Source organism: Desertibaculum subflavum, from assembly GCA_003576705.1.
GTDB lineage: Bacteria > Pseudomonadota > Alphaproteobacteria > Ferrovibrionales > Ferrovibrionaceae > Desertibaculum > Desertibaculum subflavum.
In genome coordinates this window covers 22,451-36,394 of sequence record QOZS01000005.1, presented here as the reverse complement: position 1 = coordinate 36,394, position 13,944 = coordinate 22,451, and the positions used below count along the sequence as shown (strand labels likewise).

General features: G+C 69.3%; 13 protein-coding genes. 3 read left to right on the top strand and 10 right to left on the bottom strand.

The features are described 5' to 3' along the window. Position 1: 1 nt before the first annotated feature. Genes DT074_RS27900 through DT074_RS03905 form a run of 4 tightly spaced genes read right to left on the bottom strand, consistent with a single transcriptional unit; the run spans position 2 to position 2,069 of the window. Positions 2 to 166, bottom strand: coding sequence for a hypothetical protein (locus DT074_RS27900; RefSeq protein WP_162914598.1), 165 nt, complete (start codon positions 164 to 166; stop codon positions 2 to 4). Beyond that, the gene (locus tag DT074_RS03915; protein ID WP_119418509.1) at positions 130 to 1,089 is read right to left on the bottom strand and encodes a hypothetical protein; all 960 of its coding nucleotides are present in this window, start codon (positions 1,087 to 1,089) and stop codon (positions 130 to 132) included. The genes DT074_RS27900 and DT074_RS03915 overlap by 37 nt, the downstream gene beginning before the upstream one ends. Before the next feature lie 50 nt (positions 1,090 to 1,139). Further along, positions 1,140 to 1,322, bottom strand: a complete 183-nt coding sequence (locus DT074_RS03910; RefSeq protein ID WP_119418508.1) for a hypothetical protein — start codon at positions 1,320 to 1,322, stop codon at positions 1,140 to 1,142. Positions 1,323 to 1,382: 60 nt separating this feature from the next. Further along, positions 1,383 to 2,069: a YggS family pyridoxal phosphate-dependent enzyme gene (locus DT074_RS03905; protein WP_119418601.1), complete on the bottom strand. Its 687-nt coding sequence runs from the start codon at positions 2,067 to 2,069 to the stop codon at positions 1,383 to 1,385. Here DT074_RS03905 and DT074_RS03900 point away from each other — a divergent pair. Further along, positions 2,068 to 2,682, top strand: coding sequence for a thiamine phosphate synthase (locus DT074_RS03900; protein ID WP_119418507.1), 615 nt, complete (start codon positions 2,068 to 2,070; stop codon positions 2,680 to 2,682). The genes DT074_RS03905 and DT074_RS03900 overlap by 2 nt on opposite strands. A 97-nt stretch (positions 2,683 to 2,779) precedes the next feature. On the opposite strand, the gene DT074_RS03895 is transcribed toward DT074_RS03900, so the two are convergent. The 5 genes from DT074_RS03895 to DT074_RS03875 form a co-directional block, all read right to left on the bottom strand. Continuing rightward, a complete protein-coding gene (locus DT074_RS03895) occupies positions 2,780 to 3,610 on the bottom strand; it encodes a hypothetical protein (protein WP_119418506.1) in 831 nt (276 codons plus the stop codon). Positions 3,611 to 3,711: 101 nt separating this feature from the next. Then, complete coding sequence (ribA, locus tag DT074_RS03890) at positions 3,712 to 4,821, bottom strand: GTP cyclohydrolase II (protein ID WP_119418505.1); 1,110 nt, start codon at positions 4,819 to 4,821, stop codon at positions 3,712 to 3,714. 56 nt (positions 4,822 to 4,877) lie between these two features. Then, complete coding sequence (locus tag DT074_RS03885) at positions 4,878 to 6,104, bottom strand: amidohydrolase (RefSeq protein WP_162914597.1); 1,227 nt, start codon at positions 6,102 to 6,104, stop codon at positions 4,878 to 4,880. A gap of 33 nt (positions 6,105 to 6,137) precedes the next feature. Beyond that, a complete protein-coding gene (locus DT074_RS03880) occupies positions 6,138 to 6,743 on the bottom strand; it encodes a hypothetical protein (RefSeq protein WP_162914596.1) in 606 nt (201 codons plus the stop codon). A gap of 72 nt (positions 6,744 to 6,815) precedes the next feature. Next, the gene (locus DT074_RS03875; RefSeq protein WP_162914595.1) at positions 6,816 to 8,768 is read right to left on the bottom strand and encodes a beta strand repeat-containing protein; all 1,953 of its coding nucleotides are present in this window, start codon (positions 8,766 to 8,768) and stop codon (positions 6,816 to 6,818) included. Positions 8,769 to 8,927: 159 nt separating this feature from the next. On the opposite strand from DT074_RS03875, the gene DT074_RS03870 reads away from it, so the two are divergent. After that, positions 8,928 to 10,142 (top strand): cobalamin-independent methionine synthase II family protein, encoded by a 1,215-nt coding sequence (locus tag DT074_RS03870; protein WP_119418501.1) that lies wholly within the window; start codon positions 8,928 to 8,930, stop codon positions 10,140 to 10,142. Positions 10,143 to 10,148: 6 nt separating this feature from the next. Here DT074_RS03870 and DT074_RS03865 read toward each other — a convergent pair whose 3' ends face one another. Beyond that, complete coding sequence (locus tag DT074_RS03865; RefSeq protein WP_119418500.1) at positions 10,149 to 11,483, bottom strand: adenylate/guanylate cyclase domain-containing protein; 1,335 nt, start codon at positions 11,481 to 11,483, stop codon at positions 10,149 to 10,151. 216 nt (positions 11,484 to 11,699) lie between these two features. Here DT074_RS03865 and DT074_RS03860 point away from each other — a divergent pair, with 216 nt between their 5' ends. Then, positions 11,700 to 13,604, top strand: coding sequence for a propionyl-CoA synthetase (locus tag DT074_RS03860; protein WP_119418499.1), 1,905 nt, complete (start codon positions 11,700 to 11,702; stop codon positions 13,602 to 13,604). Positions 13,605 to 13,944: the final 340 nt, after the last annotated feature.

Below are 13,944 nucleotides of genomic sequence, written 5' to 3'. Positions count from 1 at the left end.
GCTATCGCGTGGGCTGGGCGAAGCGTGTCACCTGCTTGAAGCATTGCAACGGATGGCCGGCCCGATAGTCGAAATGGCCGTGGACATCGCGCCATTCCCAGTACTCGGCAAACTGCCGGCGCTCGCCCTTCAGGCCGGCGAGATCAAAAAAAAAGCGGCGGCCCATTGGCGGGCTTGCTCGGCGCGAGGCGACGCGAGGTCGCTTCCAGCCAGATGCGCATGGAGACAGGCGAGGTGGTACTTGGCCCAGTGCTTATGGTCGATGCCGGGCCACGACCCGTCCAGAAAGGCACGGAAGTCGCTTTCGATCTGCGCGGCATCGCGCGACCAGGCGGGTTCGTCCCTGGCCATGGCCTGCATCGCCAACAGCAATCTCAGGCGACCGCGTTCATAGAGAGCGTCGCCATAGAGCGTGGTCCCCGGCGTCGCCGTGCGCAGGACCATTTCGATCTCCGTCGATGCTCGGGCTGCGTCGCCCTGCAGATCGGCGAGCAGAGCCCGCTGATAGGCGATTTCGGCCGGTGCGACGGCAACGAAGCAGGGCTCGGCGGTTGCCGCCGCACTCGAGACCGCATCGAAATAGTGCTTGGCGATGTCGAGCTGGCCGCGCTGGCGGCTGACGATGCCCTGCAAGTAGGTCACATCCGGACAATTGGGAAGCAGTCGCGATATCTCCTGCAGCTTCCCCGCGGCCCAGTCGGTATTGCCGCGTGCCAGCGCGAATTGGACATCGAACAGGGCGGAACGAACCTGCTTGCTGTGCTGCACCAAAGCCGGCGGATTGACCAGATAGACCAGCGCCCCGAGCGCAAGGGCGCCGCTGCCGCGCACCGCGACACCCGGGATCGACTTGATCTCGACATGCAGCAGTCCGGGCAACACCGCCCCGATGCCGGCGGCCGCCAGTGCCATGACCACACGGGTCACGAAGACGGCGAGATCGGTCGGGTCGCGAACGAAAAACGCCAAGGCCAGCAGCACCAGCGAAAACACCGAGCCGAACGCGAAAGCGAGGATGATCTCGAGCTTTCCGCCCGCGCCCTCCTCGCGCTTCACGGCGTCCGTGGCTTTGCCGGCATCGCCCGCCATGGGTCGTCAATCCCGTCCCACTGTTCCCGCCCGTCGTCGGAGACGCAACGCTAGCCGCAGGGCGGATTGGGACAGGGCTTCGGCCCGTCCTTGCCGTCCTTCTTATCCTTGCCGTCGGATTGCTGCGCTATCGCCGGGTCGGTCCCGCCCATGGGGCCAACGCCCGCCCAGGTCAGAAGGGCGATTGCCAGAATCGCAATGCGAAGAAGATTGCTCCCGAAGTCCGCGCGCATGGCCGTCCCTCCGCCAATGCCCGACACGAGTTGCACCGCAACTATAGCACGTGCTGGCAATTAAGCGGAGGGCCTCGCGCCGAAGATGGCCGAGCCGACCCGCACTTCGGTGGCGCCGAGCTGCGCTGCAACCTCGAAATCGCTGCTCATGCCCATGCTGAGCCGGTTCAGGCCGTTGCGCGCGGCGATCTTGGCAAGCAGGGCGAAATGCGGTGCCGGCTCCTCCTCGGCCGGCGGGATGCACATCAGGCCGATCACCGGCAGACCGAGCTCGTCGCGGGCAAGCCGGACCAGCGCATCCGCTTCGAGCGGCAGGGCGCCCGCTTTCTGCGGCTCCTCCCCGGTATTGACCTGGACGTAGCAGTCGGGCCGGCGGCCCTGCTTCTGCATCTCGGCCGCCAGCGCGCGGGCGAGCTTCTCGCGGTCGACCGTCTGGATCGCGTCGAACGTTGCCACCGCCTCGCGCACCTTGTTGGTCTGCAGCGGGCCGATCAGGTGCAGCTCCAGATCCGGAAACTCGGCGCGCAGCGGCGGGAACTTCGCCATCGCCTCCTGCACCCGGTTCTCGCCGAACAGGCGATGGCCGGCGGCGAGAGCCTCGCGCACCGCCTCCGGCGGCATGGTCTTCGACACCGCAATCAGGCGCGGCGGATGAGCCGGATCGGCCGCCGCCTTGACCAGCTTCGCCTTGACGAAGGCGAGATTGGCGGCGATGTCGGGGCGGGACGGGGGAAGGGCGGAGCTCATGGCGATCGGGCGCAACCTAGCAATCGCGCTGGGCGGCGGGAAGGCGAAGCGAAAGGCAAAGCGCCGTTCGCCCGGCGGCGCCGGATTGCCGCGTCTCTGGCTGATGACCGACGCGCAACGCCTCGCCGATCCCCTGCCGGCGATCGGGCGCCTGCCGCGCGGCGCCGGCGTGATCTTCCGCCATTACGAGGCCAAAGGGCGCGACGCGCTCGGCGCAGCCGTTGCGCACGCCTGCCGTGTACGTCGCCTGACCCTGCTGGTGGCAGAGGATGCCGGCCTCGCGCTCCGGCTGCGCGCCGACGGCATCCACCTGCCGGAGCGCGCGCTCGGCCGGCTCCGGCACCTGAAGCGGCAGGGCTGGACCGTCACCGCGGCCGCACATGGCCCGCGCGGCCTGCGCCGCAGCGGCGGCGCCGACGCGATCCTGCTCTCCCCTGTCTTCCCGACCGCGAGCCATCCCGGCGCGGCCGGCCTGGGGCCGGTCAGATTCGCCGCGCTCGTCAGGCTGGCCGAAGCCCCGGTCCTTGCGCTGGGCGGCGTGAATGCTTCGACACAGCGCCGGCTGCGCGGCAGCGGCGCCTATGGGGTTGCCGGCATCGGCTGGGCCGCCTGAAGTCTTGGTTCGCTTCGGCCCAGATACCCGATTTACCGGTGCGATATAGCGAAGACGGCAACGCGCTTGCGGGTCCCCGCCTGCCAACACGCCCGCATCAATTGCGGACGCCCATCCCGTTGTAATGGCGCTGCAGCTCGCGCGACAGTTCCAGGGCCTGGTCATAGGCGCCGGCACCCGCCCGCGGCACCATCGGCACGGCGGCGTTCGGCATCCGGTTCTGGGTCTGCGCCAGCATGGCAGGCGACAGCGAGGGACCGGTGGCTGCGAGCGCGCCGCGGCTCTTCTCGCGTCCGCGGGCCGGGAACCAGCGGACATCGGCAGCAGCGGCCGGGGCCGCGGCAGCCGGGGCGGCAGTGACCGGCGGGGCGGCCGCCACCGTCTCGGCCGGCGGCGGCTTGGGCAGGGGTGCGGGCGGCGCGGCTTCGCCGGTCAGCTCCGCCTCCAAGGCGTCGAGATCGAGCGGCGCGCCGGCATCGGCGATGACGGTCTGCGCTGCGAGCGCCGAGGTTTCGGCCGGCGCGGGCATCGCGGCGGCGGCCGTGTCGTCCTCGCCCTTCAGCGTGGCGATCACATTGCCGGCGATGTCCTTCCCCGTCGCATATTGCACCAGCGCGTTGACCGCGCCGGAGATCATCCCGAAGACGCCGCCGAACAGGGCGCCGCCCAGGATGCGCTGACCCGGCTCGATCTCCTCGCCGGTGATCTCGCGATAGACCAGGCTGACGCCTGGGATGTGATGCAGCGGGTTGAGGCCGGACAGGAACTTCTTGAACCGCTCCGCCTCGTCGGCCCGGTTCTCCCAGGTCTTCGGCGCCATCTGGCCGAAATCACTGCCGGTCTCGGCATATTGCTCGCGATAGCCGGGCTCCAGCCACCATTTGGTGGCTGTCGGGGCAGGCGCGGCGGCGGAGACGGCATCGCTCATGACCCGGCTGCCTTTGCAACCGCCGGGCCAATCTCTACCTCAATGATTTCAGCCGGTTAGCCGGCCGGTACCCGGCAATTCCTGCCGCACGGACGGGATGGTCAGAAGAGATGGCCGGCCTTGTTCTTCTTGGTCGCCAGATAGACCGCATTGTGCGGGTTGGCCGGGAAGATATGCGGCACCCGCTCCACCACCTCGATGCCGAAGCGGCCGAGGGCGCCCACCTTCTCCGGGTTGTTGGTCATCAGCCGCACGCGCTCGAAGCCGAGCAGGCGCAGCATCTCGGCCGCCGGGCGGAACACCCGCTCGTCGGCCTCGAAGCCGAGCCGCTCGTTCGCCTCGATGGTGTCGAAGCCCTGGTCCTGCAGACGATAGGCGCGCAGCTTGTTGAGCAGGCCGATGCCACGGCCCTCCTGGGCGAGGTAGAGCACCACGCCGCCACCGGCGCGGCGCAAGGCGGCGATGGCGCCCTGCAGCTGCTCGCCGCAATCGCAGCGCAGCGAACCCAGCAGGTCGCCGGTGAAGCATTCCGAATGCAGCCGCGCCAGCACCGGATCGCCGCGCGGCGGGTCGCCCACCATGATGGCGATGTGCTCGACCGCGCCGTCGGCCGGGCGGAAGGCGAACAGCCGCGCATCCTCCGCGCCGGCGAGCGGCACCCGGGCCGAGGTGACCAGCGCGAGCCGGCTCGCCTCGCCGGCTTCATAGGCCTCGATGGCGGCGGCATCGGCGGCGAGCAGATCCTGCGCGGCAGCGAAGGCTCGCGCCGCCGACGGCGTGCAGCCATGCACAACCGCGGCCGGCAGCAGTCGCGCCAGCTTGCAGAGCCGGACCGCCGCCGCCTCCGCCGCGCTTGGCGGCGCCCGGCGGGCGGTGAACGGGCCCTTCAGCGGGTTGGCGAGGTCGAGCGTCGGATCGGCCAGCGCGTGCAAGGTTTCGAGGCCGAGATCGGCGGGCAGCGGCACCAGCGTCGGATCGGAGCCGGCGGTGCGGACATGCAGCCGCTGCGCGCGCGTGAAGCTGAGCGCGAAGTCGAGCGGGCCGAGCGCGCGCAGGCCTTCGAGCGTGGCGGCCGAGACGGTCTCGATGGCCAGCACGATCGCCGCCGCATCGCCCGCCAGCAGAGCCACGGCCCGGCCGCGGCGCAGCTCGCCGGCGGCACGTTCCACGGCATAGGGCCCGGTCGGGGCCGGCTGCAGCGCCTGGGACATGCGATCCGATCTAGCCCTGCCGCCCCGCCCCGGCAAGCGCCGGCCGTGCAGGCGGGCTATGCGGCGGCCGGCACCCGCTTGCCGTCTCGCCCGACCACCCGGCCGCGGTGCAGTACCAGCTCGCGGCGCGGATGGCCGGCCACGGCGGCCGGGATGTGTTCCGCCTCGACCAGGGCGAAGGAGGCGTCGGCGCCGACTGCGATGGCTGGAACGGGCTGGCCAAGCGCGCGGGCGCCGTGGCCGGAGCAGAGCTCGAAGGCGAAGCGGAGCTGCGTGTCGCGCCGGTAATCGGCCCGCCAGCAGATCATGGTGGCGCGTTCCAGCATGTCGGCATTGCCGATCGGGTTCCAGGTGTCGCGCACGTCGTCGTTCCCAGCGAAGACGAGGACGCCATGTTCATGCAGCAGCTCCAGCGGCGGCACCGCCCAGACCGCGCCGCCATGGGTGACGAGGCCGACGCCGGCCTTGGCCATGCGGTCGGCCATCGCCTTCTGCTTGTCCGGCGGCGCGGAGCCGAGGCAGAAGCCGTGGGAGACCGTCACCTTGCCGCCGAGGCCGAGCGCCGTGGTGCGCTCGCAGATCTGGTCCAGGCTGTGCAGGCCCATCTCGCCCGGCTCGTGCAGGTGGATGTCGACGCCCTTGGCCCGGTGGTCGGCGATCTCGAACACGGTGTCGAGATGGCCTTTGACGTCGCGGTCGATCTCCAGCGGGTCGAGCCCGCCGACCAGGTCGGCGCCGCTCTGCACCGCCCGGTCGAGCAGGTCGGCGACGCCCGGGCAGCGCATGATGCCGGATTGCGGGAAGGCGACGATCTCGACCGTCACCTCGCCCGCGCGCGACGCCTTGGCCGCCAACACGCCCTCAAGCTTGGAGAGTCCGCCTTCGAGATCCACGTCGACGTGGGTGCGGACATGCGCGGTGCCGTGGCCGATGCACCAGTCGAGCAGCGCCGTCGCCCGCTGTTCGACGCTGCGGTTCAGCATGGGCCAGATCTTCTTGTCGGTCTCGATCCGGCTCATCCGCTGCGGCTCGGCCTGGTGGGCGAGCCAGGGCCCGCCGGCCAGCGTCTTGTCGAGATGCATGTGGCCGTCGACCAGCGCGGGGATGGCGAGCAGGCCGTGCCCGTCGATTGTCTGCTTCGCATGCGGCGCCGGCGCGCCGGCCGTTACCAGCGCGGCGATGCGGCCCTTGTCGATCAGGAAGCCGCCGGCAAAGCCGTCATCCAGTCGGACGTTCGCAACGAAGCAATCGGCCATGGCGCCCTCCTCCGGCTGCCGCGCCATCATGCAGCATCCGGGCCAGGAGGTGCGGCGCGATCAGCCGCCACGGCGCAGGAACGGCGTGCCCGCCTTGTCCGGGTCGGGAACGATGTTGACGATGTCGGCGGGCGGCGGCGGCGCTTTCGCCGCGGCACGCCGCTTGGCCAGCAGCTCGCGCGCCCTGGCCTCGCGATCGGTGAAGGTGAAATAGCCGCCGGCGCGGGCCGGATAGGCGCGGACATCGCCGAGATAGTGCGTGCGTCCGGCCTGAATGGTGAAGGGCAGCGAGAACGGCGTGCGGGCGCTCCATTCGCGCGAGGCGCCAAACAGGCCCATGGCGAGGAACGAGACGTCGTAGAATTCATAGCGGCCGGGCGGCAGGGTCACCTCGAAGAAACGCCCGACCACCCTGCCGCGCTCGCGGAGATCGTCGTCGCCGCTATCGTCGAGCGGCTCAACGTTGAGGGCCGCGGTCTCGCCCGTATCGAAATTGCGATAGCGCAGCATGTAGCGGTTGATCGCGCCGGCGCTGATATCGGCCGTGATGGTGCCGAACATGACGGCACGCTGGCCCTCCGGCAGCGCCTCCCAGCGGGTCGGCGCGATCGAGGGCGCGCAGGCGAACAAGGCACACAGAAACCCGAGGACGATCCCCCACCGCACGAAACGCATCGCCGATACCAGCAGTTGTTTCGCGCATCGTACGGGCTGGCTGGCGCCCTCGCCAGTCGTTGCTCAGCGCCGCCGGCGCAGAACGAGCGCGCCGAGGCCGACGAGCAGGGCGAGCAGGCCCGACGGCTCCGGCACGTCGGTCATCGCGATCAGCTCGCCGCCGTTGAGCAGCAGGTAGTTGCGGCCGGCAAGATAGGCGTTCCCGGCGAGGCCAGGGTCGTAATAGATGTTGAAGCCGTTGCCGGCGATGTTGGCGATGCTGTCGCCCTGGATCTCGGCGCCGAGCAGCTCGCCGAGATAAAGTGCCAGATCGTCTACGCCGTCGATGCCGGCGCCGAGCGCGAGGTCGTTGCCGAGCTCGATCAGCAGGCTCGCCCAGCTGAAGTTGTCGATCAGGCCCGCCTTGGTCGCGCCGAGATCGCTGCCGGTCAGCAGCATCAGATGCGAGGTGTCGGACGGACCGACCAGTTCGAGCCTGGCGAGCTCGGTCATCCAGATCGTGTTCTGCTGGCTGCGGTTCAGGAAGTCGCCGCCGACACGGAGCACGTCGCCGGCGCCGGCCTGGATGGCGCCGCCCTGAGCCACCTGCACCGTGCCGGTCGCGATCTGGGCGCCGGCGAGCTTCATGACGGCGCCGTCGGCAACAGTTACGCTCTGGCTGAAGCTCTGCGCGCCGGTCAGGGTCCAGCTGCCGCTCTCGACCTTGAGCTGCTCGAAATTGGCCGTGTTGGCGAGATTGCCGGTGCCGGCGAGGCGGACCGCGTCGATGCCGACGCCGCCATCGGCGAGGCCGGTGATGGCCGAGCCGGTCTTTAGGTTGAGCGTGTCGTTGCCGGCGCCGAGGTCGAGGGCGAGGCCGTTGGTGCCCGAGATCACGCCGGCATTGGTGACGGTGTCGTCGAAATTGCCGACCAGCTTCACGCCGAAACCGTTCAGGCCCTGGATGGTGCCATCGTTGGTCAGCGCGGTGGCGGCGTAGGCGCTGTTGCCGTCGCCGTCGTCGATCAGGATGCCGTGGTTGGCGCCGCTGATCAGCGCGCCGGTGTGGTTGGTGATCGAGCCGCCGCCGGCCGCGATGCCTTCGCTGGCATTGGGCGAGCCGGCGCCGCCGACCGCGCCGGTGCCCTGGATGATGCCCCAGTTGATGATCGTTGCGGCGAAGTCGATATCGACCCCATCGCCGTCGCCGACCAGCGAGGTGCCGTCGACCGCGCCGGTGATGGTACCGAAATTGGTCACGGTGCCGGTGCCGTCGGAGCCGACGCCGGAGCCGTTGCGGCCGGTGATGGCGGCGCCGGCCGCATTGGTCACGGTCAGCCCGACATCGCTGGTGATGCCGTGGCGGGCGCCCGAGATGCTGCCGCCCGCGAGGTTGTTCACCGTGGCGCTGCGGCCCTGCATGTCGACGCCGTCGAAGTTCGTATCCGGCGCCGCCGTATTGACGACGATCTGCCCGGCATTGTTGACCACGGCGCCCTCGCCGGTGCGGAGCGCATCCTGGCCGACCGACTGGATCAGGCCGGTCGCGAGATTGTTGATCTGCACCGTGCCGGTCGCCGAGCCGTTGCCATCGAAGTCGAGCGCCTGGCCGTCGACGGTCGAGCGGATGGTACCGGCGTTGTTCACGATCACCGTGCCGTTGCCGATATCGGTGTTGATGCGGAAGCCGTCGCTCGCGCCGCTCAGCAGCGCGCCGAGATTGTTGTTCAGGGTGAAGTTCCGCGGCGGGTTGGCGCCCGATGTATCGATGCCGCGGTTGCCCGACGTGATGGTACCGGAATTGTCGATCGTCACGCCCGCCGAAGGCCCGCTCCAGGTGATCGCCGTGCCGCTGACCGAAAGGGTGCCGCCCGCCTCGACCGTGCCGGTATCGGTGCCGGTGACCGGCTTGTTCGCCGTGTCGGTGACGCCGCTGCCGACAGTGAACGGAATGGCGAAAGCGGGCATGGCGCCGCTCGCGGCGAACAGGCAGCCCAAGGCGAGCGCATGGGACAGGCGCGGCGGCATAACGATCATGATTGGATATCCCCGGGAACGTCTTGGTTGGCCCGGTCTTAGCGGGGCTGCGTGACGGATCGATGACGAGGCACCGCCGATGGTCACGAATGCAGTTGGGCGCCGCGCGGCCTCGCGCTACTGTTGTCGACAGCAACAATATCCGGGGAGACGACGCCGATGCGCATGAGCCGCGACCGCATCCTGACCAGCCATGCCGGCAGCCTGCCGCGCACCGAGGAGCTGATCGAGGCGAACCGCCAGCGCGAGGCCGGCGGCATGAAGGAGGAGCCCCGCTTCCAGGGCCTGCTCAAGGCGGCGGTCGGCGAGGTGGTGAAGCGTCAGAAGGCCGCCGGCATCGACATCGCCGGCGACGGCGAATACGGCAAGTCGATGGGCCACAAGATCAACTACCGCGCCTGGTGGAGCTATTCCTTCCACCGGCTCGGCGGGCTCACGCTTCGCGGCCTCAATCTCTACGACTTCCCGCCCAACCGCTCCGAACCCGGCAAGGTGGTGCTGTCGAGCTTCTCGGACCGGCGCGATCGCAACCGTTTCAAGGCGGCCTACTCCGACCCTGAGTCGGGCGTCTCCACCGGGCCGCGCACCAACGACTGGCCGGTCTGCACCGGCCCGCTCACCTATATCGGCCAGGCGGCGATCAAGGCCGATATCGACAACTTCAAGGCGGCCCTGGCCGCCGCCGGCGTCGAGGAAGGCTTCATGACCTCGATCGGCCCGGGCAGCTGCTCGCGCATCGGCAACGAGCACTACAAGACCGACGAGGAATTCCTCTGGGCCTGCGCCGACGCCATGCGCGAGGAATACAAGGCGATCGTCGATGCCGGCCTGGTGCTGCAGATCGACGATCCCTCGATCGCCGAGAATTTCGACCAGATCGTCCCCGAGCCCTCGGTCGCCGATTATCAGAAATTCACCATGCAGCGGGTCGAGGCGCTGAACCACGCTCTGAAGGGCCTGCCGGAAGACCGCATCCGCTTCCATCTCTGCTGGGGCAGCTGGCACGGCCCGCACACCACCGACATCCCGATGAAGGACATCGTCGAGGTGATGCTGGCGATCAAGGCCGGCGCCTATTCCTTCGAGGCCGGCAACGTGCGGCACGAGCACGAGTGGAAGGTGTGGGAGGAGGTGAAGCTGCCCGACGGCAAGCTGATGCTGCCCGGCGTCGTCAGCCACGCGACCAACGTCGTCGAGCATCCCGAACTGGTCGCCGAGCGCATCCTGCGCTTCGCCAGGCTGGTCGGCCGCGAGCGGGTGATCGCCGCCACCGATTGCGGCCTCGGCGGCCGCGTGCACCCGGAGATCGCCTGGGCCAAGCTCGAGACGTTGTCGCAAGGCGCGGCGCTGGCGAGCAAGCAATTGTGGCGCTGAGCCCTACTAAGCCAGTGTCCAGATTTCGATCAGGTGGGCGCGGCCGCGGAGCTGGACGGGCGGCTGGGCGAGGAAGCCGTCGAGCAGGGTGATCGCCTCTTCCAGGTCGGCCTGGGACAGCACCGCCCAGCGCAGCGCGCCGCTGATGACCACCGCCACGTCGAGGCCGCGGGTCGCCTCCTGCAGGCGGCTCGCTACGTTGACGGTATCGCCGAGCGTGGCGAGCTCGACCCGATGCTCGCCACCGATCTCGGTCAGGACCACCGGACCCCAATGCACGCCGATCCCGACCTTGACCGTCGGTTGCCCGGTGGCAACACGTTCTGCATTCCAGGCCGTCACCGCCTGTGCCATGTCGCGGGCCGCGGCCAGCGCGTCGACCGCGTCGCGCTTGCCCGCGACCGGCAGGCCGAAGGTCGCCATCAATCCGTCGCCGAGATATTTGTCGAGCGTGCCGCCATGGCTCCCCACGCAGGGCGCGACATGCCGGAAGAAGTCGCGCAGCAGCTCGACGGCATGCTCCGGATCCACCTCCTCGGTGAAGCGGGTGAAGCCGACGATGTCGACGAACAGGATGGCGGCGGTGGCGCGCGTCGGCCCCTTGACCGCCGACAGGCTGGTCACGTTGGGCGAGACGTAGCGGGCGAGATTGGCGCGGCCGCGCTCCGCCTCGGCCTGGCGGGCGACCAGCCGCCGCGCACGGGCGACGCCCAGCGCCACCGTGCCGGTCACCAGCCCCAGCAGGATCATCTGCTTGGACAGCGTCAGGACGCGAAGGTCCCAGGGATCGGTCAGGTAGACCAGGCGCTGGGCGTCCGGCGCGCCGATCCAGGGCTCCGGCGCCGGGCTGCGCGGGCCGAAACCCGGCTGCGACATGACCCAGAGCGCGGCGCCGAGCCAGGCCGCCGCCGCCGAGGCGCCGACCCAGAGCACCAGCCGGGCCGAGAACGACAGCGCGTAATGCGCCACCAGCACCAGGAGATAGAGGCTGTTGTCGAACTTGAAGCGCGCCGCCGGGGGCAGGATGTCCTCCGGGTCGAACGGGTTCGGATAGAGGATGGCGAAGGCGACCAGCGCCGCGTCCAGCGCCGCGCCGACATAGAAAGTCCAGGCCGGCCAGCCCCGCCGCGCCGCCAGCACGCTCAAGCCGCCGAGCCCGAGCAGCGCCAGCAGCAGGGCCATGTGATAGAGCGGCGCCGTGTAGTAGTTGGAGAACACGATCAGAAAGGTCGAGATCGCCGCCACCGCCACCGCGCGGGCATAGAAGGCGAGCTTCAGCCCTTCGATCTCCGCCCGGCGGAACGCCGCACGGTGCTCCCGCGCGAGGGTATCGAGGCCCATCCGCCGCCGCCAACTCGCGGCGCGTACCAGTGTTCGCAACATGCTCAGAGGAATCCGAATCCGATCGGCCCCGACCATAACGGTCGCGCGGGCCGAAAGCGCGTGATAACGGTCAATCTGCCGCCGGAATGCCGGGGGCCGTTGCGCCGTTGACACCGCGTGCCCGGCTCCGCTTTCCTGCCCCCATCGGGCCTCGGGCCGGGAGGAATCAGGCGCATGCAAAGCCGCTATCAGGAGGTCTACGACCGCTCGCTCAACGACCGCGAGGGGTTCTGGGCCGAAGCCGCCAAGGCGATCGACTGGAGCCGGCCGTTCGACCGGGTGCTGGACAACAGCCGCCCGCCCTTCACCCGGTGGTTCGTCGGCGGCGAGATGAACACCTGCCATAACGCCATCGACCGGCATGTCGCCGCCGGCCGGGCCGACCAGGTGGCGTTGATCTACGACAGCCCGGTGACGGGCACGATCCAGCGCTTCACCTATCGCGAGCTGCAGTCGCGCGTGGCGCGGATCGCCGGCATGCTGACCACGCTTGGCGTCACCAAGGGCGACCGCGTGCTGATCTACATGCCGATGGTGCCGGAAGCGGCCATGGCGATGCTGGCCTGCGCCCGCATCGGCGCGGTGCATTCGGTGGTGTTCGGCGGGTTCGCGCCCAAGGAGCTTTCCACCCGGATCGACGACGCCAAGCCCAAAGTGATCATGGCCGCGTCCTGCGGCATCGAGGGCGCGCGCGCCATCCCATACAAGCCGCTGCTCGACCAGGCGATCGACATGGCCAGGTCGAAGCCGAATGCCTGCGTCGTGCTGCAGCGGCCGCAGGCGCCGGCCGAGATGCTGGCCGGCCGCGACCACGACTGGCGCGCGCTGGAAGCGGTGGCGCCCGAGGCGGGCTGCGTGCCCGTGAAGGCGACCGACCCGCTCTACGTGCTCTACACCTCCGGCACCACCGGCATCCCCAAGGGCGTGGTGCGCGACAATGGCGGCCATGCGGTCGCGCTCTACTGGACGATGAAGAACGTCTACGGCGTCGAGCCGGGCGAGGTGTTCTGGGCCGCCTCCGATGTCGGCTGGGTGGTCGGCCACAGCTACATCGTCTATGCCCCGCTGCTCTACGGTGCGACCGGGATCATGTTCGAGGGCAAGCCGGTCGGCACGCCGGATCCGGGCACCTACTGGCGGATCATTGCCGAGCATAAGGTGGCCGCGCTGTTCACCGCGCCGACGGCATTCCGCGCCATCAAGCGGGACGACCCGAAGGGCGAGTTCATCCGCAAATACGACCTGTCGAAATTCCGTACCCTGTTCCTCGCCGGCGAGCGTGCCGATCCCGACACCATCCAGTGGGCCGAGCAGATGCTGCGCAAGCCTGTCCTCGATCACTGGTGGCAGACCGAGACCGGCTGGCCGATGGCGGCAAACTGCGTCGGCCTCGGCACGCTCCCGGTGAAGTACGGCTCCCCGACCAAGCCCGTGCCTGGTTACGAGATCCAGGTGGTCGACGAGCACGCGAAGGAAGTGAAGCGAGGCGAGACCGGCGCCATCGTGGTCAAGCTGCCGCTGCCGCCGGGCGGCTTCCCGACGCTGTGGCAGAACGACGAAGGCTTCGTGAAGAGCTATTTCGAGGAGTTCCCCGGCTTCTACAAGACGGCCGATGCCGGCTACATGGACGAGGACGGCTATCTCTACGTGATGAGCCGCACCGACGACATCATCAACGTCGCTGGCCACCGCCTCTCCACCGGCGCGATGGAGGAGGTGCTGTCGAGCCATCCGGACGTCGCCGAATGTGCGGTGATCGGCGTCGCAGACCAGCTGAAGGGCCAGGTGCCGCTCGGCCTCGTGGTGCTGAAGGCGGGCGTCAACCGGCCGCCGGGCGAGATCTCCACCGAATGCATCGGCCTGGTGCGCGAACGGATCGGCCCCGTCGCCTCGTTCAAGACCGCGCTGGTGGTGCCGCGCCTGCCCAAGACCCGGTCGGGCAAGACGCTCCGCGGCACCATGCGGAAGATCGCCGACGGCGAGGCGGTGACGGCACCGGCGACCATCGACGACCCGGCCGTCCTGCCGGAGATCACTGAAGCGCTGAAAGCCGCCGGCTACGGAGAGAAGGGTCGATGAATCCAGGCGCCTGACCGACGCCGACGTAGCTGCGATCGAACGCGGCGTCCGTTAGACGATAGAGGACGCGCGCGCCGCAATTGCGCGTCGGCCGCCGAGCGGTCGAAACAGCTTGCCTTTGCCAGCACTTGCTCCATCTTGCATTGCGTCGGCAAAAGAAGTGGCGCTGGGCACCAGCGGCTTGGAGAGCCCCCACTCCTTTTCTCTACAAGCGATCCGGGTGCCTGCCTGCTGCGGGCGCTTTTCAGCGACAGCCTGCAGGTTTGCGTCGGCGCCTTCCCCGTGATCCAGGGTCCGGGTCAGAAGCCGTGGTGCGAAGTGGCTCGCGATTCGATCCGCT